23 protein-coding genes, 1 tRNA gene and 1 pseudogene are annotated in these 23,839 nt (G+C 63.9%); 12 read left to right on the top strand and 13 right to left on the bottom strand.

Annotation, left to right across the window (positions count from 1 at the left end; translation table 11 throughout):
• Positions 1-28: 28 nt before the first annotated feature.
• Complete coding sequence (locus RFM40_RS19795; RefSeq protein ID WP_320278057.1) at positions 29-1,603, bottom strand: alkaline phosphatase D family protein; 1,575 nt, start codon at positions 1,601-1,603, stop codon at positions 29-31.
• Positions 1,604-1,864: 261 nt separating this feature from the next.
• Positions 1,865-3,143: pseudogene (locus tag RFM40_RS19790) on the bottom strand (MFS transporter).
• 78 nt (positions 3,144-3,221) lie between these two features.
• On the opposite strand from RFM40_RS19790, the gene RFM40_RS19785 reads away from it, so the two are divergent.
• Positions 3,222-3,839, top strand: a complete 618-nt coding sequence (locus RFM40_RS19785; RefSeq protein ID WP_320273301.1) for a TetR/AcrR family transcriptional regulator — start codon at positions 3,222-3,224, stop codon at positions 3,837-3,839.
• Positions 3,840-3,883: 44 nt separating this feature from the next.
• Positions 3,884-4,474, top strand: coding sequence for a hypothetical protein (locus RFM40_RS19780; RefSeq protein WP_320273300.1), 591 nt, complete (start codon positions 3,884-3,886; stop codon positions 4,472-4,474).
• Here RFM40_RS19780 and ppa read toward each other — a convergent pair whose 3' ends face one another.
• The 5 genes from ppa to RFM40_RS19755 all read right to left on the bottom strand — a co-directional run bounded on the left by ppa (position 4,475) and on the right by RFM40_RS19755 (position 8,115).
• On the bottom strand, positions 4,475-5,008 hold the full coding sequence (gene ppa, locus RFM40_RS19775) for an inorganic diphosphatase (protein WP_320273299.1): 534 nt from the start codon (positions 5,006-5,008) through the stop codon (positions 4,475-4,477). It lies immediately after the preceding gene.
• A 129-nt stretch (positions 5,009-5,137) separates the two neighbouring features.
• Positions 5,138-5,644 carry a GNAT family N-acetyltransferase gene (locus tag RFM40_RS19770; protein ID WP_192249618.1) on the bottom strand — a complete coding sequence of 169 codons (507 nt, stop codon included), beginning with the start codon at positions 5,642-5,644 and terminating at the stop codon, positions 5,138-5,140.
• Between the two features lie 149 nt (positions 5,645-5,793).
• Entirely contained in the window at positions 5,794-6,432 is a 639-nt protein-coding gene (locus RFM40_RS19765; RefSeq protein ID WP_320226761.1) for a TPM domain-containing protein, read from the bottom strand.
• A gap of 5 nt (positions 6,433-6,437) precedes the next feature.
• Positions 6,438-7,289: a TPM domain-containing protein gene (locus tag RFM40_RS19760; protein WP_320226762.1), complete on the bottom strand. Its 852-nt coding sequence runs from the start codon at positions 7,287-7,289 to the stop codon at positions 6,438-6,440.
• Between the two features lie 181 nt (positions 7,290-7,470).
• Entirely contained in the window at positions 7,471-8,115 is a 645-nt protein-coding gene (locus tag RFM40_RS19755; RefSeq protein ID WP_320226763.1) for a LemA family protein, read from the bottom strand.
• Positions 8,116-8,269: 154 nt separating this feature from the next.
• Here RFM40_RS19755 and RFM40_RS19750 point away from each other — a divergent pair, with 154 nt between their 5' ends.
• The 6 genes from RFM40_RS19750 (at position 8,270) to RFM40_RS19725 (ending at position 13,554) form a co-directional block, all read left to right on the top strand.
• Complete coding sequence (locus tag RFM40_RS19750) at positions 8,270-8,521, top strand: hypothetical protein (RefSeq protein WP_320222453.1); 252 nt, start codon at positions 8,270-8,272, stop codon at positions 8,519-8,521.
• 12 nt (positions 8,522-8,533) lie between these two features.
• A complete protein-coding gene (pdxY, locus tag RFM40_RS19745; RefSeq protein WP_320273297.1) occupies positions 8,534-9,418 on the top strand; it encodes a pyridoxal kinase PdxY in 885 nt (294 codons plus the stop codon).
• Positions 9,415-10,176: a DUF429 domain-containing protein gene (locus tag RFM40_RS19740; protein WP_320278056.1), complete on the top strand. Its 762-nt coding sequence runs from the start codon at positions 9,415-9,417 to the stop codon at positions 10,174-10,176. Before pdxY ends, RFM40_RS19740 begins: the two co-directional genes overlap by 4 nt.
• A 143-nt stretch (positions 10,177-10,319) precedes the next feature.
• A complete protein-coding gene (locus tag RFM40_RS19735) occupies positions 10,320-10,961 on the top strand; it encodes a carbonic anhydrase (RefSeq protein WP_320278055.1) in 642 nt (213 codons plus the stop codon).
• A gap of 24 nt (positions 10,962-10,985) precedes the next feature.
• Complete coding sequence (locus RFM40_RS19730; RefSeq protein WP_320226768.1) at positions 10,986-11,402, top strand: nuclear transport factor 2 family protein; 417 nt, start codon at positions 10,986-10,988, stop codon at positions 11,400-11,402.
• Between the two features lie 100 nt (positions 11,403-11,502).
• On the top strand, positions 11,503-13,554 hold the full coding sequence (locus tag RFM40_RS19725; protein WP_320278054.1) for a M3 family metallopeptidase: 2,052 nt from the start codon (positions 11,503-11,505) through the stop codon (positions 13,552-13,554).
• 107 nt (positions 13,555-13,661) lie between these two features.
• On the opposite strand, the gene RFM40_RS19720 is transcribed toward RFM40_RS19725, so the two are convergent.
• The 4 genes from RFM40_RS19720 to RFM40_RS19705 all read right to left on the bottom strand — a co-directional run bounded on the left by RFM40_RS19720 (position 13,662) and on the right by RFM40_RS19705 (position 18,656).
• Positions 13,662-15,182, bottom strand: coding sequence for a M81 family metallopeptidase (locus RFM40_RS19720; RefSeq protein WP_320226770.1), 1,521 nt, complete (start codon positions 15,180-15,182; stop codon positions 13,662-13,664).
• A 77-nt stretch (positions 15,183-15,259) separates the two neighbouring features.
• The gene (locus tag RFM40_RS19715; protein WP_320226771.1) at positions 15,260-16,087 is read right to left on the bottom strand and encodes a carbohydrate ABC transporter permease; all 828 of its coding nucleotides are present in this window, start codon (positions 16,085-16,087) and stop codon (positions 15,260-15,262) included.
• A complete protein-coding gene (locus RFM40_RS19710; RefSeq protein ID WP_320226830.1) occupies positions 16,084-16,953 on the bottom strand; it encodes a carbohydrate ABC transporter permease in 870 nt (289 codons plus the stop codon). Before RFM40_RS19710 ends, RFM40_RS19715 begins: the two co-directional genes overlap by 4 nt.
• 473 nt (positions 16,954-17,426) lie before the next feature.
• Positions 17,427-18,656, bottom strand: coding sequence for an ABC transporter substrate-binding protein (locus tag RFM40_RS19705; RefSeq protein WP_320278053.1), 1,230 nt, complete (start codon positions 18,654-18,656; stop codon positions 17,427-17,429).
• A 173-nt stretch (positions 18,657-18,829) separates the two neighbouring features.
• Here RFM40_RS19705 and RFM40_RS19700 point away from each other — a divergent pair, with 173 nt between their 5' ends.
• From RFM40_RS19700 to RFM40_RS19690, 3 genes are read left to right on the top strand one after another with little or no spacing between them, the layout of a single operon-like run.
• On the top strand, positions 18,830-19,600 hold the full coding sequence (locus RFM40_RS19700) for an SDR family NAD(P)-dependent oxidoreductase (RefSeq protein ID WP_320226773.1): 771 nt from the start codon (positions 18,830-18,832) through the stop codon (positions 19,598-19,600).
• A 2-nt stretch (positions 19,601-19,602) separates the two neighbouring features.
• Positions 19,603-20,670, top strand: coding sequence for an ABC transporter ATP-binding protein (locus RFM40_RS19695; RefSeq protein WP_320278052.1), 1,068 nt, complete (start codon positions 19,603-19,605; stop codon positions 20,668-20,670).
• The gene (locus RFM40_RS19690) at positions 20,667-21,548 is read left to right on the top strand and encodes a MurR/RpiR family transcriptional regulator (protein ID WP_320278051.1); all 882 of its coding nucleotides are present in this window, start codon (positions 20,667-20,669) and stop codon (positions 21,546-21,548) included. The genes RFM40_RS19695 and RFM40_RS19690 overlap by 4 nt, the downstream gene beginning before the upstream one ends.
• A 223-nt stretch (positions 21,549-21,771) precedes the next feature.
• Here RFM40_RS19690 and RFM40_RS19685 read toward each other — a convergent pair whose 3' ends face one another.
• Entirely contained in the window at positions 21,772-22,083 is a 312-nt protein-coding gene (locus RFM40_RS19685) for a DUF167 family protein (protein WP_320278050.1), read from the bottom strand.
• A 15-nt stretch (positions 22,084-22,098) separates the two neighbouring features.
• A complete protein-coding gene (locus RFM40_RS19680) occupies positions 22,099-22,389 on the bottom strand; it encodes a YggT family protein (protein ID WP_320226777.1) in 291 nt (96 codons plus the stop codon).
• Between the two features lie 141 nt (positions 22,390-22,530).
• On the opposite strand from RFM40_RS19680, the gene RFM40_RS19675 reads away from it, so the two are divergent.
• A tRNA-Ala gene (locus RFM40_RS19675) sits at positions 22,531-22,606 on the top strand.
• Positions 22,607-23,839 lie beyond the last annotated feature (1,233 nt).

Raw genomic sequence — 23,839 nt, 5'->3', positions numbered from 1 at the left:
GGACAGAGGGGGGTGCCTCGCGCCGGCCTTACGCCGACCGCACCGGGTCGAGCGTCATCTTGTAGAGCTCGTTGTCGTCGCGATCCATCAGCCGCACGGTGAGCTGCTCGGTGGCGCCGGAAATATCGACCAGCCCGAAGAATTGCAGCCCGGCCGACGGCGGTAGGTTCTGGCCTTGCTCGGCGGTTGGCGCCTTGATGAACTTCAACTCCGGACCAAACGTCATGTCGAGGTCGTTGGGGCCGAACGTACCGGCGTGGATCGGGCCGGAGACGAACTCCCAGAACGGGTTGAAATCCTGGAACTGCGCCTTGTCGGGGTTGTAGTAATGCGCCGCCGTGTAGTGGACATCGGCGGTGAGCCACACCGTGTTGGCGATGCCGGCATTCTTGATGTAGCGCAGCAGATCGGCGAATTCGAGCTCGCGGCCCTTCGGCCCGCCATTATCGCCATTGCTGACCGCCTCGGCGCCAGCCTTCTTGGCGGCATCGTCCCAGACGACGAGGCCGAGCGGCATGTCGGCGGCGATGATCTTCCAGGTCGCCTTGGAGTTCGCGAGCTCGCGCTTCAGCCACTGCGTCTGCTGCTCACCGAGCATGCGCGATTTCGGCGTCAGCGTCTCTTCCATGTCGGGGCCGTTGGGACCGCGATAGGAGCGCATGTCGAGGAAGAAGACGTCGAGCAGCGGCCCGTGGGCGATCTTGCGGTAGACGCGACCGGGCTCCGATGGCTCGTAGCGGATGGTCGTCATCTCATGGAAGGCGCGCGCCGCGCGGGCCGCCAGCACATGGATGGATTTTTCGCTGTAGCGGTTGTCGGCGGTGAGGTCCTTTGAATCCGACCAGTTGTTCAGCACCTCGTGGTCGTCCCACTGGTAGAAGGTCGGGCAGATGGCGGAAAGGCCCAGCACATGCTTGTCCATCATGTTGTACTTCCACTGGTCGCGGTATTCGTCCAGCGTCTCGGCGACCTTGCGCTTGCCGTCGACCATGACGACGTTCTTCCACTTGCCGCCGCCGGGCAGGTCGACTTCGTCCTTCATGGCGCCGTCGGCATAGATCGTGTCGCCGGAATGCAGGAAGAAGTCCGGCGTGTGCTTGGCGATGGTGGAATAGGTCTTCATGCCGGTCTCGTCGATGCCCCAGCCCTGGCCGGCGGTGTCGCCCGACCAGGCGAAGCGCACGTCGCGCTTGGAGGCCGGCGCGGTGCGGAAGCGGCCGACGATCGGCTCGGAGACGGCATTGATGTCGGAAAGGTCGGCGGCAGTCATGCGGTAGAAGATGTCCTGGTCGGAGGCGAGGTCGGTGAGCAGCCGCTTCACCGTGTAGTCGCTTGCCGGCGAGGTATCGAGCGCAGCCAGCCGCGTCGCGTCGGCGAAGCTTTCGGTGGTCGACACTTCGTACATCACGCGCGCCGGCCGATCGGTGCGGGTCCAGACCATGCCCGAGGTGGCATCGACGTCGCCCGACTGGACGCCATGGGTGAAGGCCGGGCGCTGGTTGGCACGGGAATAATAAGGCAGTGCGAGCCCGGAGGCACCGACAAGGCCAAAGGCGCTGGCCGAGGTAACGAAAGCGCGGCGGGTCAACGAGAGCTTGTTCATGGCTGTCTCCGGGATGGCGTTGAACGGGACCGCCAAGCTCCAGCCTCAATGTTTCAGGCACATATCGGAACCATGAAGTTTTGATAACAGTGAACAGCCTTCCCTTCTCCCCCTTGCGGGAGAAGGTGGATCGGCGCGTAGCGCCGAGACGGTTGAGGGGTGCTGGACGGATCGCCGTCACTGCCAAGCTGGAACACCCCTCATCCGACCGAGCTTCGCTCGGCCACCTTCTCCCACAGGGGGAGAAGGGAAAGTAGCACCTCAAGCCGCCTGCGGCTCAGGCTCGAACGCCGGCTTGCTCGTATTAATGAGCAGCGAAATACAGGCCGCGGCAATACCGGTCATGCCGGCGATCATGAACGCCAGCTCGTAATTGCCCTGCAATTCCCTCATGGTTCCGCCGAAGGCCGCAGCGGCCGCTGCGCCCACCTGGTGACCGGCGACGATCCAGCCGAAGACGATCGGCCCGCTGCGGTCGCCGAAGGCTTCGTTGGCGAGCCTCAGCGTTGGCGGCACGGTGGCGATCCAGTCCAGACCATAGAGCACGGCAAAGATGATCAGGCTGACCGCCGAGAAACCGGAATAGGGCAGATAGATCAGCGACAGGCCGCGCACGGCATAGTAGACGCCGAGCAGCTTGCGCGGATCGAAGCGGTCGGTGAGCCAGCCCGACAGTGTGGTGCCGATCAGGTCGAAGATACCCATCATCGACAGCAGGCCGGCGGCCTGCACCTCGCCGATGCCCATGTCGCCGCAGAAGGCGATGAGGTGCGTGCCGACGAGGCCGTTGGTGGTGAAGCCGCAGACGAAGAAGGTGGCGAAGAGATACCAGAACACCCTGGTGCCCGCGGCGCGCCGCAGCGTGGTGAGCGTATGCGTAAGGAAATTGCCCTGCGAGGCCGGCGACACCGGCGGCACGTCGTCCGCATCGGCGCCGTAGCGGACCTGGCCGATCGAGGCCGGACGCTCCGGCACCAGCAGGAGCACGAGCGGGATGAGCGCGGCCGTTGCCAGCGCCACCGCGATCGCCACCGGCTTCCAGCCACCGGCCTGGGCCAGCGAGGCGATGAGCGGCAGGAACACCAGCATGCCGGTGGCGCTGGAGGCCGACATCAGGCCCATCACCAGGCCGCGATTGGTCTTGAACCAGCGATTGACGATGGTGGCACCGAGCACGCTTGCCACCGCGCCCGAGCCGATGCCGGAAAAGACGCCCCAGGTGATGAAGAGATGCCATGGCTCTGTCATCAGCAGGCTGAGCGCCGTCGAGCCCGACATGATCAGCAGCGAGGCGAGCAGCGTGCGGCGGAGCCCAATTCGCTCCATCAGCGCCGCCGCAAACGGCCCGGTCAGGCCGTAGAGCAGGATGCCGACGCCGGCGGCCAGCGAGATGACGTCGCGCCGCCAGCCAAAACTGTTTTCCAACGGCAGCATCATGACGGCGGGCGCCGAGCGAAGCCCGGCGGCACAGGCAAAGGAAAATGACGGCAACGACGACGAAGGCGTAGCGCTGGCCAAACGGACGGGACTGGGTTATCATGTTACTGACCGGTACGTTGCAATGGGGTGGCGCCATACATACGTACCGGTCAGTAACATTGTCAAGCGAGTTTGTTGAATGCCATCGGACAATAAAATTGAAGCGTCGGTGAACGAGACGCCCACCGTGCCGGCGCCGAAGGCCGCCGACAAGATCCTCGACGTGGCGCGCGACCTGTTCTATCGCGAAGGCATCCGTGCGATTGGCGTCGACGAGATCGTCAAGCGCGCCGGCGTCACCAAGCCCAGCCTCTACCGTAGCTTTCCGTCGAAGGACGAGCTCGCCGCCTCTTATCTGCGCAAGTATGACCTCGAATTCTGGGCGCGCTTCAACGAAGCCGTCGACGCGCATCCCGGCAATCCGCGTGCGCAGATCATCGCTTTCCTCACCCGGGTCGGCAAGCGCACGCAAAAGCGAGACTATCGCGGTTGCGGGATGACCAATGCGGCGGTCGAATATCCCGAGCACGGCCATCCGGCGCGCATCGTCAGCGAGAACAACAAGCAGGAACTGCGCCGGCGCCTGCGCGCCATGGCCACGGCGATGGGCGCAACGGACGCCGACACGCTCGGCGACGGGCTGCTGCTCCTCATCGAGGGCGCCTATATCAGCGGCCAGTTGTTCGGGCTGGGCGGACCGGCGGCCTCGGTCGCCCGCAACGCCGATCTACTGATTGAAGCCAGCTTGAAGAAATAAGGATTGGCGATACGCTCCGGCAACTCGAAACGGAGTTGTCAGCGATGCGTGCGTTTCTCGTCCCGCTTGCCCTCGCCGGTCTCTGCCAGGCAGCCTATGCCGGCGATATTTCCAGCGCCTATACCGATCTCGACTGGAAGAAGGACTGCGTGACCTACGCGCAGGCGCAAGAAGGCGATGGCGACTGGGCTAGCCTCGCCTGCGCCGGCTATCGCGGCTATCCGGTGCTGATCGGCTACGACGACGCCCGCGAATCCGTCTATTACGGCTTTCCCTCCGACGACATGACCGCCGTCTGGGAGAGTTTCTCCGGCCTCAACACCGCGGGTCCGAAGGTCGAATGGCGCATCGAAACCAATGGCGACAAGGCGGTGCCCTTCGCGGTCATTCACCGCCGCGAGATCAGCAATCCCGAAGACGAGAACAAGCCGACCGAGGTACTGGTCGTCGCCAAGGTGGCGCAGCCGGAAGAACACCAGGGCTGCACGGTCGGCCTGGTGCTCGCCACCGGCAACCCTGAGGCCAACGACCAGGCGCGCAAGCTCGCCGACGAAAAGGCGAAGAGTTTTGCCTGCGGCAAGGACAGGCGCGAGGTGATCGGCAAAGTGCCCGACTTCGGCCGCGTCGATAACTGATTACTTGCTGGCCTTCGCCCGCTCGATCGCCTCGACGATCATCTTCTTGGCGTATTTGGAATCGTGCCATCCCTCGATCTTGACCCATTTGCCGGGCTCGAGGTCCTTGTAGTGCTCGAAGAAATGCTGCACCTGCTGGCGGGTGATGTCGGGCAGGTGGGTGTATTCGGTGACGTTCTCGTAGCGCAGCGTAAGCTTGGGCGACGGAACCGCGATCACCTTCTCGTCCTGGCCGGCATTGTCTTCCATGATCAGCACGCCGATCGGCCGCACGTTGATGACGCAGCCCGGCACCAGCGCGCGCGTGTTGCAGACCAGAACGTCGATCGGGTCGCCGTCGCCCGACAGCGTGTGCGGCACGAAGCCGTAATTGCCAGGATAGCGCATCGAGGTGTGCAGGAAGCGATCGACGAACAGTGTGCCGGCCTCCTTGTCCATCTCGTATTTGATCGGTTCGCCGCCGATCGGCACCTCGATGATGACGTTGACGTCCTCAGGCGGGTTCTTTCCGGTGGCTATCGCTTCGATACGCATGGCTCAAATCCCTCTCAATCTTGTGTGACCGATAGCGGGACACGCGTCATGGTGCAATGCGGCGAATGGTGCCCAACGCTGATGGAAGCGCACACTTTGTGATGGATTGTAACCTAGGCGGGCGGCGCCTCATTCCCAGACGAAGGCGACCTTCTTCAACGCCTTCTGCTCGAAGACCTCGACGCCCTCGGCGATGTCGCGGCCGCCATTGCCGGCATAGAAGGCTAAAGCATTGTAATTGTCTTCCAGCGCCCACACCACCAGGCCTCTCAGGCCATGGTCGGCAAGGCGCGTCCGCGCCGCCTTGAACAGCCTGCTGCCAAGCCCGATGCCCTGATATTCCGGGCGCAGGTAAAGCTCGTAGATCTCGCCCTGCTGCCTGAGCTCGCGGGCGCGGTTCTTGCCGATCGTGGCATAGCCGGCGATCGTGCCGCCGATCTCGACCACCAGCACGGTGGCCGCGCGGCGAATCGCGTTCGCCCACCAATCGGGGCCGCGACGATTGATCATGGCCGTCAGCGTGCGATGCGGGATGATGCCGGAATAGGCGCCGCGCCACGCTTCCTGATGCACTTCGGCGATGGCGATTGCATCGCGAGGGTCGGCTTTCCGGATATCGATCGTCAGCGTGTTCATGATTTGTTAACCATAGACCCGCTTCGCCCGCTTGCAAAGAGTCCGCACTGTCGCGCCCGCCGCTTTCGCACAAGCGAACTTGCCAGCGTCGGAAGCACGAAAAACCGCTCGAAACGCCCCTGCCGGCGCGGATTTACGGACAGGTCCGGTCAGATTTCGACGAGATGATCGTCGAGCTCGTTGGTATCGCCTTCGGTGACCGGGAAATGCTCGGCGAGCACCGCGCCGACTGATTCGATCGCGCGGACAAAACCGTCGGCGAGCCGGTCGGCGCCGGCGTGCCGGGTGAGCTCCCGCACCACGCCGTCCCAGACATGCTGGCCGACCTTGGCGTCGATGCCGCTGTCGGCGACAATTTCGGCATAGCGCTCGGCGATGGAAACGAAGATCAACACGCCGGTGCGCGCGCTCGTGCGGTGGACGTTGCGCGCCAGGAACTGCCTCAGCGCATTGGCGTGCGCCGTCTGATAGCGCAGCCGTCTCGGCACCAGATGTATGCACCAGCCGGGCAGCGCCCACAAAAGCACGAGCACGCAGCCTAGCGCCAGAAGCTGGGCTAGCACGAAATGCGGCAGACGGATGGTCAGCCACCAGGCTTCCAGCCCGTAGGCCACCGCGAGGCTGACGATGAGCGTGGCTAAAGCCGCCGCAAACGCGGCCGGGAAGAAATAGCCGTCGCTGGCATGGGCGACGACGCAATAGATCTCGCCGTCGGTCTCGGCTTCCGCGGCGCGGATCGCCTCGGCGATGCGGTCATGGTCCTCAGGGCTGATCGGTCGCGTTGCCATGGTCCTCACCAGCTTCCCGAGGAGCCGCCGCCGCCCGACGAGCCGCCACCGCCGGAAAACCCGCCACCGCCGCCTCCACCGGAGGACCAGCCTCCGCCACCCGACGACCAGCCGCCGCCGCTGGAGGACGACCGCCGTCCAGGCTCGAAGGTCATGCCGAGCCAGCGGTAGCGGCCCGGTCCTATCTTCTGGCCGAAGATCGGCGGCAGCACCGTCAGCGCGATGCTGCCGAAGAAGATCAGCGCCCAGATCGTGATGAAGATGGCGAAGAACAGGTCGTCGGAGTTGAACGGCGCCTGCTCGTTGCGCTTGCCGCGCGCTTCCAGCTCCTCCGGATTGCCCTCAAGCACCATGATCATGTCGTCGACGGCCTTCGTGATGCCGCCGGAGAAGTCTCCGGCGCGGAATGCCGGCACCATGTCGTTTTCGATGATCAGCTTGGTGTGCAGGTCGGTCAGCGTGCCTTCCAGCCCATAGCCGACCTCGATGCGCATCTTGCGGTCGTTCGGCGCGACCAGCAGCAGCACGCCGTTGTTCTCCTTGGCCTGGCCGAGCTTCCAGAACCGGAACAGGCGGTTGGCGTAAGGCTCGATCTCCTCGCCGCCGAGGCTGGGGATGGTGGCGACGACGATCTGGTCGGAGCCTTTCGTCTCGAAGTCGGCAAGTTTCTGGGTCAGCGCCGCGCGCGTGCCGGCATCGATGATGCCGGCATTGTCGACGACGCGTCCGGTCAGGGCGGGAAGGTCAGCGGCGAGGGCGGCGAGGGGGATGAGGATGAGACAGAGAAGAAGGCCAAGAACATGAAGGCTGGCGTTCTGTCGCGCCCCCCTCTGTCCTGCCGGACATCTCCCCCTCAAGGGGGGAGATCGGATGTCACGCCGGCTTTCGCCAATCTCCAGCGTTGCAGAAATGACGGCAAGGCAGACGCTGCCAATCTCCCCCCTTGAGGGGGAGATGTCCGGCAGGACAGAGGGGGGTGTTCGCACGCCAGCGGTCCGTCTTTTCACAAGGAGCAGTTTTCGAAAGACCGTCGGCCGCTCACCCGCCCTGCTTCGTGCTCGTCCCGAAATCTACCTTCGGCACCTGCAGCTTGTCTTCCTCGACGGTGAAGTTGGCGAACGGCTCGTTGCCGCGGAACCAGAAGGTGGCCCACAGCACCGACGGGAAGGTCCTGAGCGTCAGATTGTAATCTCTGACCGCCTGGATGTAGTCGCGGCGCGCCACCGCGATGCGGTTCTCGGTGCCTTCGAGCTGCGCCTGCAGCGCCAGGAAATTCTGGTTGGCCTTGAGGTCGGGATACGCTTCCGACACCGCGATCAGTCGCGACAGCGCGCCCGTCAGCCCCGCCTGGGCATCCTGGAATTTCTTCAACGCTTCCGGATCCTTCAGCGTGTCCGGCGTGACCGTGATCTGCGTCGCCTTGGCGCGCGCCTCGACCACAGCGTCGAGCGTGTCTTTCTCATGCGAGGCATAGCCTTTGACCGTCTCGACCAGGTTCGGGATCAGGTCGGAGCGGCGCTGGTACTGGTTGAGCACCTCGCTCCAGGCCGCCCGGGCGTTTTCCTCGGCCGTCGGGATGGTGTTGTAGCCGCAGCCGGCAAGCAGCGGCAGCACGAAAGCCATCATCAGCAGGGCCGGCAAATTGCGGAAGGCGGAGGGTAGGGAAAGGCGCTCGGCAAACATGATTGGTTCCCCTCGGGTCAAAGTTGCATGCGAAGCAATAGCACAATCCACGCGCAAGAAAATAACCCGCTATGATGTCGCTCCGGGCCGGCCGGGCGCCTCTGTGAATACCTGCGCGAACAGGCTAAGCTCCCGGCAGGAAAGGACATTTGCCATGGCCGAGCGCCGGGACGACGAGAGCGAATCGCGCCGCATCCTCGAGCGCGTGGCGCGCGAGACGGCGCCGGGCGGCACCTCCTTTATCGCTCGCGTCGCAAAGGACACGCGCGACCGCGTGACCGCCGCGGACGCCGACCGCTCCGATCCGATCGAATATTGGGGCACACGCATTGGCCGAACGCTCGGCCTCATCGTCGCCATTGGGCTGTTGGCCTGGCTGGTGTATGTCGCCACGCGGGGTGGCTAGGAATCAAACTCCATGAATGCTGAAAAAACCGACGCGCCGCGTGCGGTCATCGTCATCTCCAGCCATGTCGCCCGCGGCTCGGTCGGCAACCGCGCCGCGGTATTCGCGCTGGAGACTTTGGGCTTTCCGGTCTGGGCGGTGCCGACCGTCATCCTGCCCTGGCACCCGGGCCACAGCCGCGCCACCCGCATCGTGCCGCCGCTCGACCAGTTCAAGGCGCTGTTGGCCGATCTCGAGCGCGCGCCGTGGCTTGGCGAGGTCCGTGCGGTGCTGTCGGGCTATCTCGGCGAGGCCGGCCAAGCCGAGGCCGTCGCCTCGCTCGTCGCCGCCGTCAAGGCAAGGACGCCGGACGCGATTTATGTCTGCGACCCGGTGATGGGCGATTCGGGCGGGCTCTACGTGCCGGAGCCGACGGCCGCGGCGCTGCGTGACAGGCTGATGCCGATCGCCGACATCGCCACGCCCAACCGCTACGAGCTGGAATGGATGGCCGGCGCGCCGCTCCCCGACATCAAGGCGGTGACGGCGGCGGCACTCCACGCCGGCCCGTCGACCATGCTGGTGACCTCGGCGCCGTCGATGCTGGCGGGCGGCACCGGCAATTTCCTGCTCGACGGCAGCCAGGCGCTGCTTGCCGAGCACCGCGTGATCGAGAGGCCGCCGAACGGTCTGGGCGACCTGACGGCAGCCGTCTATCTCGCCCGCATCCTTTCCGGCCAGCCGCCTCTGAAGGCGCTGCAGTCGACCACGGCCGCCGTCTACGAGATCCTGGCGCGCACCGCAAAACGCGGCGGCGACGAGCTGCAGCTCGAGACCGACGCGCAGAGCCTGTCGCATCCGATGGCCATGGTGCAGCTTCGCCATCTCCTCCATCCCGGGCGGGACAAGCGGGCGTGAAGCAAGGCGTGCTGGCCGGCGTCGATGGCTGCAAGGCCGGCTGGATAGCCGTCCATCGCACGGATGGCGCCGAGCCGTCGGTCTCGGTCTTCCCGAGCTTCCAGGCACTGCTCGACGCGCTGCCCGATGCCACGATTGCCGTCGACATGCCGATCGGCCTGCCGGATTTTTCCAGCCGCGGCGGTCGCGGGCCGGAAGCCTTGGTGCGGCCGCTGCTCGGGGCAAGGCAATCGAGCGTCTTTGCTATTCCCTCGCGTGCGGCGCTCTATGCCGACACCAGCGACTTCACCACCATCGAAGCCTGGTATGCCGCGCACCGGCAGGCGAGCAAGGTGGCAATCGCTACCTCCGATCCGCCGCGGGGCGTTTCCATCCAGGCCTTCGGCATCTTTGCCAAGATCCGCGAGATCGACGCACTTTTGATCGCGCGGCCCGATTTGCGCGGCCGTGTCTTCGAATCGCATCCGGAAGTCGCCTTCTGCCGGCTGAACGGCGGCGCGGCGATGACGCTGCCGAAGAAGATCAAGGGCGCCGTCAATCCGGCCGGCATGGAGGAACGCAAAGCGCTGCTCTGCCGGCATGGCTATGAGAAATTCTTTCTCGAACAGCCGCCGCCGAGGGGCGCTGCCACCGACGACTTCCTCGACGCGGCCGCGATGATGCTGATTGCCGGGCGCATCGCCAGCGGCGTGGCGCGGCCATCACCCGATCCGCCAATGGCCGACCGTTTCGGCATTCGGGTTGCGATCTGGGCGTAGTCGAGCGAGGGGCCTGACGCATCGCGAATGCGACGGAGCCATCCGCAATTCGGCATTGCCCGCGACCGACTTTTGCCGCTAGAGCCTTTCTCGCAATAGAACGTGCAGCCGCATCCAACCCGGAAAGGGTCAAGACGCCGCCCATGCCTCACCTCCCCGAGCACCTTCTCGCCGGCTACCGCAACTTCATGAGCGGCCGCTATCCCGCCGAAAGCGGACGCTATCGCTCGCTGGCCCGCGAGGGCCAGGCGCCCGAGACGATGATCGTCGCCTGCTGCGATTCCCGCTCGGCGCCGGAAGCGATCTTCGATGCCGGTCCCGGCGAGCTCTTCGTTTTGCGCAATGTCGGCAATCTGGTGCCGCCCTATGAGCCGGACGGCGAGTACCACTCGACCTCGGCCGCCCTCGAATTCGCCGTGCAGAGCCTGAAGGTCAAGAACATCGTGGTCATGGGCCATGGCCGCTGCGGCGGCATCCGCGCCGCGCTCGACACCAATTCGGCGCCGCTCTCGCCCGGCGACTTCATCGGCAAATGGATGAGCCTGATCGCGCCCGCCGCCGAGACCGTGTCATCCAGCACCTTCATGACCGCGACGGAACGCCAGACCGCGCTGGAGCGCATCTCGATCCGCTATTCCATCGCCAATCTCAGGACTTTTCCCTGCGTCTCGATCCTCGAAGGCAAGGGCAGGCTGACGCTGCACGGTGCCTGGTTCGACATCTCGACCGGCGAGCTCTGGGTGATGAACAAGGAGACCGGCGATTTCGAACGGCCGGAGCTGTGAGCGCATAACCAGGGGGAGAGGCTGATGCATCGCGCCTGCCGGAAATTGCTTCTCGCGACAGCACTGCTGCTGTCCTCGATTGTTTGCGTCAGCGCCGATGATAGCGCCATCATCGACCGCTGGTATTCGGCGCTCCTGATCGCCGACCGCAGCGAACTGTCGGAACTGCTCGCCGACGACGTGCGCATGAAGCTTGACGATATTGGCGTGGTCCAAGACAAGCAGGAATTCCTCGCCTCGATCGACGAATGGCAGGGCGCCGTCGCCGGCGCCACAATTCGCCACCGTATCGAGAAGAGCGAGCACGGCGAGACCACAGTGCTCGCCTGCTACGACTTCCCCGAAAACGACACGCTGATGCGCGAGACCTTCACCGTCGTCGGCGGCCGCATCACCGCCAGCACCCAGACGGCGATCGCGCAGGACTGCAGCGCTTACTAGAGCTGAAAAGTCATCCCGCTTTAACCCAGAGTTGCGCGACGCCGAGCATCGCCCTACATCCGAGGCAGCCCCGCCTCCATCCAGCCCACCGGAATTGCTCATGTCATCTTCGAAAGCCGACCTCGCCGCCCATCCGCTGACGCTCTGGCAAGGCCCGCTCGGCCTGCCGGATTTCTCGCGCATCGGCGACAATGATTTCGGCCCGGTCTTCGACGCGGCGCTGCGGGCGCATCAGGTCGAGATCGACGCTATCGCGGGAAGCAGCGAGGCACCGACGATCGATAACACGCTGGCTGCGCTGGAACTGGCCGGCGAGCCGCTCGACCATGTCTCGTCGATCTTCTGGTGCCGCGCCGGCGCCCACACCAACGACACCATCCAGGCGATGGAGCGCGAGGTCTCGCCGAAGATGTCCAGGCATTTCTCGGCGATCTCGATGAACGAGAAGCTGTTTGCCCGTATCGACGACCTCTACCAGCGCCGCGACAGCCTGAATCTCGATCCCGAAACGCTGCGTGTGCTGGAAAAGACCTGGAAAGGCTTTGTTCGGTCGGGCGCGAAGCTCGACGCTGACGGCAAGAAGCGGCTTGCAGCGATCAACGAGGAACTGTCCTCGCTCGGCACCAAGTTCGGCCAGAACGTTCTGGCCGACGAGCGCGACTGGGCGCTGTTCCTCGACGGGGCCGACCTTGCCGGTCTGCCGGACTTTTTGAAGAGCGCCATGGCCGAGGCCGCCGAGATGCGCGGCCAGAAGGGTCGCTATGCCGTGACGCTGTCGCGCTCGATCTATGAGCCGTTCTCGACGTTTTCCGAGCGCCGCGACCTGCGCGAGACCGCTTTCCGCGCCTTCATCATGCGCGGCCAGAACGGCGGCGCCAGCGACAACACCGATGTCGTGCGCGACATGCTGAAACTGCGCGCCGAGAAGGCGAAGCTGCTTGGGTATGAATCCTTCGCGGCGCTGAAGCTCGACGACACCATGGCGAAGACGCCGAAGGCCGTGCATGATTTGCTCGATCCGGTCTGGGAAAAGGCGCTTGAGAAGGCGGCCGCCGACCGGAAGGACCTGGAACGACTGGCGAACGAGGCCGGCAGCAACGAGAAGTTCGCGGCCTGGGACTGGCGCTTCTACCAGGAGAAGCTGCGCGCCGAGAAATTCGCCTTCGACGAGGCGGAGCTGAAGCCTTATCTGCAGCTCGATCGCGTCATCGAGGCCTGCTTCGACGTCGCCACAAAACTGTTCGGCATCAGCTTCGAGGAGAAGAAGGGCATCGCCGCCTGGCATCCCGACGCCCGCGTCTTCATGGTGAAGAATGCCGACGGCAGCGAACGCGGCCTGTTCCTCGCCGACTATTTCGCGCGGCCGTCAAAACGCTCCGGCGCCTGGATGAGCGCGCTGAAGTCCGGCTATAAACTCGGCGACGGCGCGAAGCCGGTCATCTACAACATCATGAATTTCGCCAAGCCGCCGGCCGGCGAGGCCGCCCTGCTTTCGGTCGATGAGGCGAAGACGCTGTTCCACGAGTTCGGTCATGCGCTGCACGGCATGCTGACCGACGTCACCTGGCCGTCGGTCTCCGGCACGTCGGTAAGCCGCGATTTCGTCGAACTGCCCTCGCAGCTCTACGAACATTGGCTGACCGTGCCGGCGGTGCTGGAAAAGCACGCGCTGCATGTCAAGACCGGCAAGCCGATGCCGAAGGATCTGCTCGACAAGATGCTCGCCGCCCGCACCTTCGGCGCCGGCTTCGCCACGGTCGAGTTCACCGCCTCGGCGCTGATCGACATGGCCTACCACGCGCGCCCGTATGCGCCGGCAGAGCCGCTTCGTTTCGAGGCCGAAACGCTTGAGAAGCTGCATATGCCCGACACCATCGCGATGCGCCATCGCACTCCGCAATTCGGCCATGTTTTTGCCGGCGACGGCTATTCGGCCGGCTACTATTCCTACATGTGGTCGGAGGTGCTGGACGCCGACGCCTTCTCGGCCTTCGAGGAGACCGGCGATCCCTTCAATCCGGAACTGGCCGAACGGCTGAGGAAGAACATCTACGCCGCCGGCGGCTCCAAGGACCCCGAAGAGCTCTACACCGCCTTCCGCGGCAAGATGCCGTCGCCTGAGGCGATGATGGTGAAAAGAGGGTTGGTGTGATTAGCTTTCCCTTCCCCCTTGTGGGGGAAGGTGGATCGGCGCGCAGCGCCGAGACGGATGAGGGGTGTTCCAGGGAACGCCAGCGCCTCACTCCGCTGGAACACCCCTCATCCGGCCGCTTCGCGGCCACCTTCTCCCACAAGGGGAGAAGGTGAAACGGTCCACGGATCCGCCACCCTTGGCCATATCGGTCTCGCCAGCTTCTTATAGTCCGTGACCGCCGGGTTGCTCGGATAGGAGCTCGGCGCCGCGACATAGACGATCTCGGCGGCGATCGGCGCGAAGCCGGCGTAGAAATGGTTGGTCGATTTGACCAAAAGGATGTCCTTCGACAGCGGATCGACGCCGATGTTGGAGAAGATATCCGGCTCGAAGGTCTGGGTTCGGTTGGTGTTGAGGATGACGTCGACCTCGGTGCCTTCGATGCGCACCACCGCTGACGGCCCGAGCGTCACCCGGCTCGGTCCGAAACTTTGCCAGCCCTCGGTGACGGCCTTGAGCACCGTGACGCGCGCGTCGATCGGCTCGCCGGCCTGAGGCCCGGCCTTGCCGCCGAAGCGCAGGTCGATGACGGCGCCCTCGCCGGCAGCCTGACAAAACGTCACCGCGATCGGATCCCAGATCGTCGCCACGCCGACCTTGTCGACGCCGCGCGCCAACAACTCGCGCAGCACGATGGTGCCGTCGCCCGGCACGCCGCCGCCCGGATTGTCCCAGATGTCGGCGATCACCACCGGGTTGTGCTGGCGCGTCGAGCGCACGGCAAGCGCCCGCTCGATGCCGGCAGAGGCGGAAAGCATCGTCATCGCCGTCTTTTCGCGCAAGGCGTAAAGCTCGCGCCCCAGCGTCTCGGCCAGCTTATCGCCCTTTTCCTTGTCGTTGTCGGTGATGACCAGGATGCGCGTGCCCATCTCCGGCACGTCGGCGGCCATGAAGCCGTGGATGACCGAGACCGACAGCACGCCGTCCTTGCCATGAAGCGCTTTGATTTTGTCGACGAAGGAGCGCATCGGCTCGCGGCTGGTCGGCAGCACCTGGATCATGCGGCAGTCGAAGCTCGAGATCACCGGCTTGATCTCGCCGCGCGCTGCGGCGAGGCCGAGCTCGACGACATGCTCGCCGCGCTCGTAGAAATCGGTGTGCGGGAATTCGAGGAAGTAGGCCATAATGTCCGATGCCGCGACACGCTTCGGCGTCAGATGGCTGTGCGGATCGAACTCCGAGGCGATCACCACTTCCGGCCCGACGATGCCGCGCACACGCTCCAGCAGATCGCCTTCGCAATCATCATAGCCTTGCGCCACCATCGCGCCATGCAGGCCGAGGATGACGGCATCGACAGGCAAGGCCTCCTTCAGCTGGCCGAGGATCTCGTCACGCAGCGTCTCGTAAGTCTCCCTTTGAACGAGGCCGCCGGGCTCCGCCCAGGTGGCGGTGCCTTCGATTACAGTCAGGCCCTCGCCTGCCGCGCGCCGGCGCAGCGCCACGATCGGCGAAGAGCACAGCGTCGGCGTCTCCGGATGTTTTCCCGGCCCGGCATAGAAGGCCATCTCGAACGAAGCCCGGTCGGTCGGCACCGGCGAGAAGGTGTTGGTTTCCGTCGCCAGCGAGGCGGTGAAGATGCGCATCAAAACTCCGTGGACTTCTGTTTTTCGCAATTCCGGGCGGAAACCGCTGCACACTTTTCCTGGAATTGCTGGAATTGCTATTTTACGGCCCCGAGCGCCAGGCCCCGGACAAGATAGCGCTGCAGCCAGATGAAGAGGATGGCCACCGGCAGGGTAGCGAGCAACGTCGCCGCCATGACATGGTGCCATTCAATCGTATAGCGGCCGGCGACCAGCGAGAAAACCTGGATCGGCAGCGTGTAGCTTTCCTGGCTGCGCAGCATGGTGAGCGCCACCACGAACTCGTTCCAGGCGTTGATGAAGGTGAAGATCGCCGTCACCGCGATCGCCGGCAGGCAGAGCGGGAGGAACACTTTGCGCAAGGTCAGCCAGCGGCCGGCGCCTTCCATCCATGCGGCCTCCTCGAGGTCGCGCGGAATGGTGTCGAAATAGCTCTGCAGCATCCACACCGTGAAGGCGACGTTGAAGGCCATGTAGATGAAGCCGAGCGCCGTCGTGCTCTCCACCAGGCCCCAGGCGGCCATCAGCCTAAACAGGCCGAGCACCAGCACGATCGGCGAGATCATCTGCGAGATCAAAAGGAACTGGCGGAACGCGCCATAGCCGCCGAAGCGAAAGCGCGACATCGCATAGGCCGCCGGCACCGAGATCAGGATGGCGCCGATTGTCGCCAGCGCCGAGACGTAGAGCGAATTGAGAAGCGCCTGGCCGAAGCCGGTCGCCACCCACATGTCGGCAAAATTCGACCAGCGGAACTCGCTCGGCCACCAGGTGGGTGTCAGCACTTCCGGCCGCGGCTTCACCGCTGTCAGGAACATCACCGCGAAGGGAAAGATCGTCACCACGATCAATGGCGCGAGCAGCAGCCAGGCGATGATCGTGCGTTTGAGCTTGCCGTTCCTCATGCGCGCTGCTCCCGCATGGCGAGCCGCACATAGATCATGGTGAAGACGAGCAGGATGACGAACATCACCAGCGACACCGCCGACGCCTCGCCGAGTTTCCCGATGCGGAAGGCGAGCTTGTAGAGATGCGTGACCAGTATGTCGGTTGAATTGGCCGGCCCGCCCTGCGTCATCACCCAGATGATCGGGAAGGAGTTGAACACATAGATGGTGTTGAGCACGATCGCGATGTTGATGAACGGTTTTAAGAGCGGAAAGGTGATCTCGCGGAACTGCTGGAACGGCGTTGCTCCCTCCAGCGCGGCCGCCTCATAGAGATCGTCCGGGATCGAGGACAGGCCGCCGAGGAAGATCGTGGTGGTGAACGGCACCGTCACCAGTATGCCGATCAGCACCTGCATCGGGAACGCGGTCTCGGCGCTCGCCAGCCACTGGATGTTCTGGCTGATCAGCCCGAGCTTCATCAGCGCCGAGTTCAGCATGCCGCTTTCGCCGTTGAGCGCCCAGCGCCAGACCACCGCCGTCATGGTGAGCGACACCGCCCAAGGCAGCATGATGATGACGCGGGCCAGCCCGCGGCCGTAGAAGTCGGTATTGAGGATTATCGCCACCGGGATCGACAAGAACAGCGCGCCGCCGACCACCAGCACGGTCCATAGGCCAGTACGCCAGAGCGCGGCGACAAAGTCAGGATCGGCTGCGAGCGCCCAGAAATTAGCCAGGCCGCTGAAGTCGCGCAGCTGGCCAAAGCGATTCACGTCATGCGTCGAGATCTGCACGAGGTCCCAGACCGGCCAGAAGATCACCACCGCCGCGAGCAGCAGGCTGGGCAAAGTCAGCAGGTAAGGCAGGATCCGGCTTTGCATCGGCTGGCTGTACCGGGTTGCGTGGACATCAGTTGCGGCGGCATAGGCACTCAAGACGCGCGCCCCGGTTGGAGTTTCGGCAGCTTACCGGCTTGGCTCATTTCGGCCTCTCGTTTCTGAGGGCAATCGCTTCGGCTTTGATTTGCCTGCCGGCGTCGGCGCCGCCCCTCACCTGCTTGCCGGCATCCTCTCCCGTATAGTGACGGGGAGAGGGGACGCTGTCGCCGGCGATTTCGCCAATCTCCAACGTCGCAAGAATGGCGCCGAGGGAGCGGCCAGCCCTTTCTCCCCGTCACTATACGGGGAGAAATGCCCGGCAGGGCAATGAGGGGCAACGCCGACGTCGGCGATCTCGCCTTGCCCGAAGCACTGTCATTCTTCCGCAATTTCAGAAACCGCCACGCACTGTGAAGGAGAAAAGATGTGGCGCGCCCCGACGGGTGGGACGCGCCACGGGCGCAGGGAGATACGCCCTATTTCTTCAGCACGCCATTGGCCTTGGCCGCCGCCTCCTTCAAGGCGGCTTCCGGCTCGGCGCTGCCGAGGTAGATCTTCTGCATGGCGTCCGAGGTGATCTGGGCAATCTCCTCCCAGCCCGGGATGACCGGCGCGAAGCGGGCGTCGGGCAGAAGTGCCGTAAAGGCGGCGAGGTCGGCATTGTTGACGTAATAGTCCATCTTCGCCTCTTCCTTGTTCACCGGCAGGAAGCCTTCGCCTTGCGTGAACTTGGCGCGCTGCTCCTTGGTGAACAGGAAGTCGAGCAGCTTCCAGGCCTCGTCCTTGTTCTTGGAGTTCTTGAACATGATGATGGAGTCGGTCACGCCATAGGTACCGCGCGCGCCGGTCGGTCCGGCGGGAATCGCGGCAACGCCGTATTTCAGACTCGGCGCTTCTTCCTTGATCTGGTTGGACAGGAAGGGCGCGGTGATCATCATGCCGACCTTGCCCTGCTTGAACAGGTTCTGCACGTCCTCGCGGTTGTTGGAGGTCACGCCCGGCTCGGTCAGGCCCTCGTCGATCATCGACTTGTAAAGCTTGGCCGCCTCGAGCGCGCCCGGAGTGCTCAAACCGGACGTGCCGTCCTTGTTGAGGATCTCGGTGCCCTGCGACCACATCGCATAATAGTAATAGACGTCGGTCTCGATCTCCTTGCCCTGCAGGCCGAAGCCGAAGGCGCCTATCGCCTTGATCTTGCGCGCGTCCTCCTGCAGCTCGGTCCAGGTGGCCGGCGGCTTGGTGATGCCGGCTTTCTCGAACAGCTCCTTGTTGTAATACATGGCGCGCGCCGAAGCCGCGATCGGCAGGCCGTAGGTGTGGCCGCCCATGATCGAGGGCTGCAGGAAGGTGTCGATGAAGCGGTCCTTGAACTCGGGCGTGATGTAGCTGTCGAGCGGCTCGGCGACATCCTGCTGCACGAAATCGATCAGCCAGCGCGTGCCGATGATCGAAAGGTCGGCATTGGTGCCGGCGGTGATGTCGGTGGTGAGCTTCTGCAACAGCACATCCCAAGGCACGACCTCGTACTTGATCGTGATGCCTGGGTTCGCCGCCTCGAATTCCTTCTTCACCGCTTCGAAATAGGGGCCGGTCTTGGCGCTGTATTCGGCGACAGTGACGCGTACCTCGCCGGCATCGGCGGGCGCTGCCAGCGCCAGCATGCTCATCCCGGCCAACAGGCCGACAGTCCATTTCGCAAGGCTCATCTGATTTCCTCCCATGATGCGCATTCGCGCCTGGCCCTTGTAGGCGCAGGATTTATGTGACTTTCCTACATTATCGAGGGTTTTCCGCGATGCAAGCGGTTTATCGTGTTGCTTAATTACATTTCGTTGAGTAGCGTTCTGTCGCTATCTGACGTGGCTGAGGAGCGCGTATCGTGGTGTCGAAAGCCGATTTCGAGGGCAAGACAATTGTCGTCACCGGCGCCGGCGGCGGTCTCGGCTCGGCGATCGTGGCGCTTATGGCCGAACGTGGCGCGCGCATCGTCGGCTGCGACCAGTCGGCCGAGGCGCTGGAGAGCCCCTTGATCGCCTCGCGCCACGTCTTCGACCTGCTCGACCGGGCTTCGATCGAAGCTGCGGTCCCCGCTTTGCTCGACAAGGACGGCGTCCCCGACATTCTGATCAACAACGCCGGCTGGACGCGCGCGGAGACGCTAGATGCGCTGACGGCGGACAGGATCGAGCAGGAGCTCGACCTCAATCTCACCGGGGTGATGACTTTCGCCGATCCGCTGGTCAAGGCGATGGCGGCACGCGGCTCGGGCAGCGTCGTCTTCGTCTCCTCGGTCAATGCCATCGCGCATTTTGGCAACCCGGCCTATGCCGCCGCCAAGGCCGGCATCAACGCCTACGCCAAGTCGATCGCCGTCGAACTTGGCCGCAGCGGCGTGCGCGCCAATGTCGTGTGCCCGGGCTCGATCCGCACCGCCGCCTGGGACCATCGGCTCGCCAAGGACCCGGAAATCCTCGGCCGGCTGAAGCGGCTCTATCCGCTCGGCCGCATCGTCAATGCCTCGGAAGTCGCCGAAGCCGTTGCCTTCCTTGCCTCCGACCGGGCTTCCGGCATAACAGGCGCGGTGGTGCCGGTGGACGCCGGACTGACGGCCGGCTACCTGCCTTTCATCGACGACATCTTGGGAGCGTGACCATGACCGATGTCCTGTTTCGCAACCTGTCGAAATCCTTCGGCCAGCACAAAATCCTCGAGGACATCAACCTCGAGATCAAAAGCGGCGAGTTCGTCGTGCTGGTCGGCCCGTCCGGCTGCGGCAAGTCGACTTTGCTGCGCATGCTGGCCGGGCTGGAGACGATCACCTCTGGCGACCTCGTGATCGGCGGCTTGAGAGCCAACGACCTGCCGCCGCAGAAGCGCAACATCGCCATGGTGTTCCAATCCTACGCGCTGTTTCCGCATCTGAAAGCCGCCGATAATATCGGGTTCGGTCCGAAAATCCGGGGTGAAACCCGCGCGGCGATCGACGACAAGGTGAAGAAGGCTTCGGGCGTGCTGAACCTCTTCTCCTATCTCGACCGCTATCCAAGGCAGTTGTCGGGCGGCCAGCGCCAGCGCGTCGCCATGGGCCGCGCCATCGTGCGCGAGCCCTCGGTCTTTCTCTTCGATGAGCCGCTCTCCAACCTCGATGCGCAGCTCCGCGTGCAGATGCGCACCGAGATCAAGGCGCTGCATCAGCGCCTGAAATCGACCATCGTCTACGTCACCCACGACCAGATCGAGGCCATGACCATGGCCGACCGCATCGTGGTGATGGATCGCGGCCGCATCCAGCAGGTCGGGCAGCCGCTGGAGCTCTATGACCGGCCGGCCAACAAATTCGTAGCCGCCTTCATCGGCTCGCCGTCGATGAGTTTTGTCTCCGGCGCCTTGAAGACCGCCGGAGCCGAGTCTTGGTTCGAGACCAGCGGCGGCGGCCGCCTGGCGCTAACGACCAAGGCCGCGTCAGGCGCCGACGCGATCGAGGCCGGCATCCGCCCCGAGCATTTCGTCATCGGCGCCGCCGACGATGCGATCGCGATCGACGTCGATGTGGTCGAGCCGACCGGCTCGGAAACCCATGTCTACGGCTCGGTCGGCGGTCAGAGTGTGCGCGCCGTGTTCCGCGACCGGCTGCAGGTGAAGCCGGGCGACCGGCTGCCGGTGAGCGTCGACCCGCGCAACATCCATCTCTTCGACAGGGCGACCGGCCTCCCCCTATGAAGACGCCGGCCGACATTATCACTCGCCTGCAACTGATGTCGCAGGACGGCACCAAATCGGACCGTCGGCTGGCGGGCTTGGTGCTTTCCGACCTCGATTTCGCCTCCAAGGCGGCCATTTCGGAGATCGCCGCGCGTGTCGGTGTCAGCGAGCCGACGGTGACCCGCTTCTGCCGCAATCTCGGCTGCGAGGGCCTGCGCGACTTCAAGTTCTATCTGGCGCAGGCGATCGCCATCGGCGGTCAGTATCTGTCGCCGGAGCCGTTGAGCCGCGACGCGCGCGAGCAGCGCATCGCTTCGGCAATCACCGAAGCCGCGATCGCCGCCATCCAGCGCGCCAGCGAAAATCTCGATATGACGACGTTGATGGACGTCGCCGCCCGCATCGCCGGCTCCGGCAATGTGCTCTGCATCGGCTCCGGCGGAATTTCCTCGATGATGGCGACCGAGATGCAGAACCGGCTGTTTCGCCTCGGCCTCTCGGCGCTCGCGCAGATCGACGGCCAGCTGCAGCGCATGTATGCCGCTGTCGCAACGCCGGAGACGACGCTGGTCGCCTTCTCGGTCTCGGGCTATGCCCGTTCGGTGATCGAGGCGGTCGAGGTCGCCCAGCAATATGGTGCCGCTACCGTGGCCGTCACCGCGCCGGATTCCGCACTGGCAAAGGTAGCCGACACGGTGATCTTTCTGCAGCCTTTCGAGGACGGCAACATCTACAAGCCGACCTCGTCGCGTTACGCGCTTCTGGCCATCGTCGACATGATCGCCACTACGGTGGCGGAATCGCGCGGGCCGAAAGTGCTGGAGAACCTGCGCCGCATCAAGCAGAGCGTGAACACGCTGAAGGTCGACGACCCAAAACTGCCGCTGGGGGATTGAAGATTGCAGCGGCTTGCGCCGTCAGGGTTGGCGATCCTTCGCGCCCCCCTCTGTCCTGCCGGACATCTCCCCCACAAGGGGGGAGATTAGCAGCTTCGGCGCCCCGCTCTTTCTGCAACGCAGGATATTGGCGAAAACCGGCGTGACAGCTGATCTCCCCCCTTGTGGGGGAGATGTCCGGCAGGACAGAGGGGGGCGCTGTCCCTACATCTCAAATCTTGGATTACCCGGAAAGTGCCCCGACGCTTTTCGCCAACGCAGCCGCATCGCCCAGCACCCGCACCGTCTTCAACCGCGCTGTGCCCCCGGCCACGACCGAGACCGACGATGCCGGAACACCCAGCGCCTTGGCCGCCATCCGCTCCAGCGCAGCGTTGGCCAAGCCGTTCTCCGGCACGGCGCGCACACGGGCCTTGAGATGGCTGCGCCCGTCGGCGGCCGTCTCGACACCTTCGATCCGGTCGAGCGCCGCCTTCGGCGTCAGCCGCACGTAAAGGTCGATGCCATCCCCGCGCAGGCGAAACGGCGCGCTCATCGACCGGACCAGGCCTCAGGCGACCAGCGACAGCACGGTCGTGAGCAGGAACTGCCGGACGAAGAAGATGATCAAAAGCAGGATGATCGGCGAGATGTCGATGCCGCCGAGATCCGGCATGAAACGGCGAATTGGCCTGAGCGCCGGCTCGGTCAGGCGGTAGAGCATGTTGCCGATGGTGCCGACGAACTGGTTGCGCGAGTTGACGACGTTGAAGGCATAAAGCCAGGAAAAGATCGCCGAGGCGATGATGACCCACCAATAGAGGTCGAGCGCCATGACGATGGTTTGAATGAGGGCGATCATGCCGGTCTCCAAATTGTCGCCGACATGTAGCCATTGCTGGCGGAACCGGCAAGGCCCGCCGGCCCCGGCGCATCGACGCCATCGAGCCGTTTCGCCTTGACATCGAACGGCCGCGACCGATACAAGCCCATCCGCTGGAACGGGGCTGTAGCTCAGCTGGGAGAGCGCATCGTTCGCAATGATGAGGTCAGGGGTTCGATCCCCCTCAGCTCCACCAGCGGATTTAAAATCAAGGCTTTGGCAATGGGTTCTCGTTGGTGGGACAACGAAGTGAGACATTGCTAGTCTCGATTTCCCACTACCGACTCCATGAAGGACCATCTGAAGCAGTACGCTTTCGACAGCATCATCGTCGATCATACCTTGGAAAAATACGGGAAGCCGACATCGTTGTCGGACGGCGACAGACGGACGTTGATAACCGAGTATAGGAAGGCCAGTGGCGCGTACGCGAGGTCGGTACTCGACCACGACGCAACCGTGAACGGCTACGTCCTTGAAGCGAATGTCGAGGCTCCTGCTCATCGCGTCGCTGTGTCGGCAGCCTCAGGCACGACCCTGGGTCCCGTCGCTCTCCGCTCTCGATATTGGCTGTGAAGGGCTGACGCCTACCGAGCGCAGATGCGACTTCAGCTTGCGTCATGTCCTTTGCTCGCCGCGCCTCTGCAAGCGCCGCTGCTATCATCATATGGCGTTGCGAATGTACGGACTTGGGCATTTGCCGCTTGACTAAGTGACCAAGCGAGCACTGTTGGGAGCCTACCCCATTCGCCGATGGTGGTCCGTCATACTACTGGGCGTCGTTCATGGTCTTATGTACGAAGCGCTCAACCGGCTCGTCGCTATTGTCCCGTTGTCAGATAGCCCGTGGCTGACCATTGTCCCGGCCTGCATTGCCGTTACTGCGCATTCCTACCTAGCCTACCTGCTGTACGGTTTCATTAGAATGGAATGGCTGCCGACCACTGAACCGAAGAGAAGCATTGCAATTTGGCTGCATGTGCCTAGCCGGACCGGTGATAGTGATAGCTCCGGGCGCATTGCTGGCGATGTTCCGATCCAGAATCATCCTAGCGGCCATTTCCGTTTTCTAGGCCCGGCAAGAGGTGACAGCCCTGCCCTTCCTCACGGCCTTCCTAGACGGCCTGAACGCACAAATCTGCGGTATCGCTGGGAGACGGTGGTAGTCCTTTAGGATGCATTGCATTTGAATATTAGTTATGTCTAATTTTATCGTTTGGCGTGGCGCTGGAAGGCCGTGCCACGCTCCAAAGATGCGGCGTCCGTAGCAGTGTCAGGAGGAACGAAATGAAAACGATCCTTATCGTCACGACAGCGCTTGCATTCGCAGTCTCCGCTCCCGCGTTTGCGGACCCTAAAGGCAGTACGACGACAACCACCAGTGAGCAGGGACATAGCGGAAACCCACCCAACAACGATAATGGTACGA

It is taken from the genome of Mesorhizobium captivum (genome assembly GCF_033977165.1).
Taxonomy (GTDB): Bacteria; Pseudomonadota; Alphaproteobacteria; order Rhizobiales; family Rhizobiaceae; genus Mesorhizobium; species Mesorhizobium captivum.
Note: the sequence above shows the minus strand (reverse complement) of the source record. Positions and strands in the feature narration are given on the sequence as shown.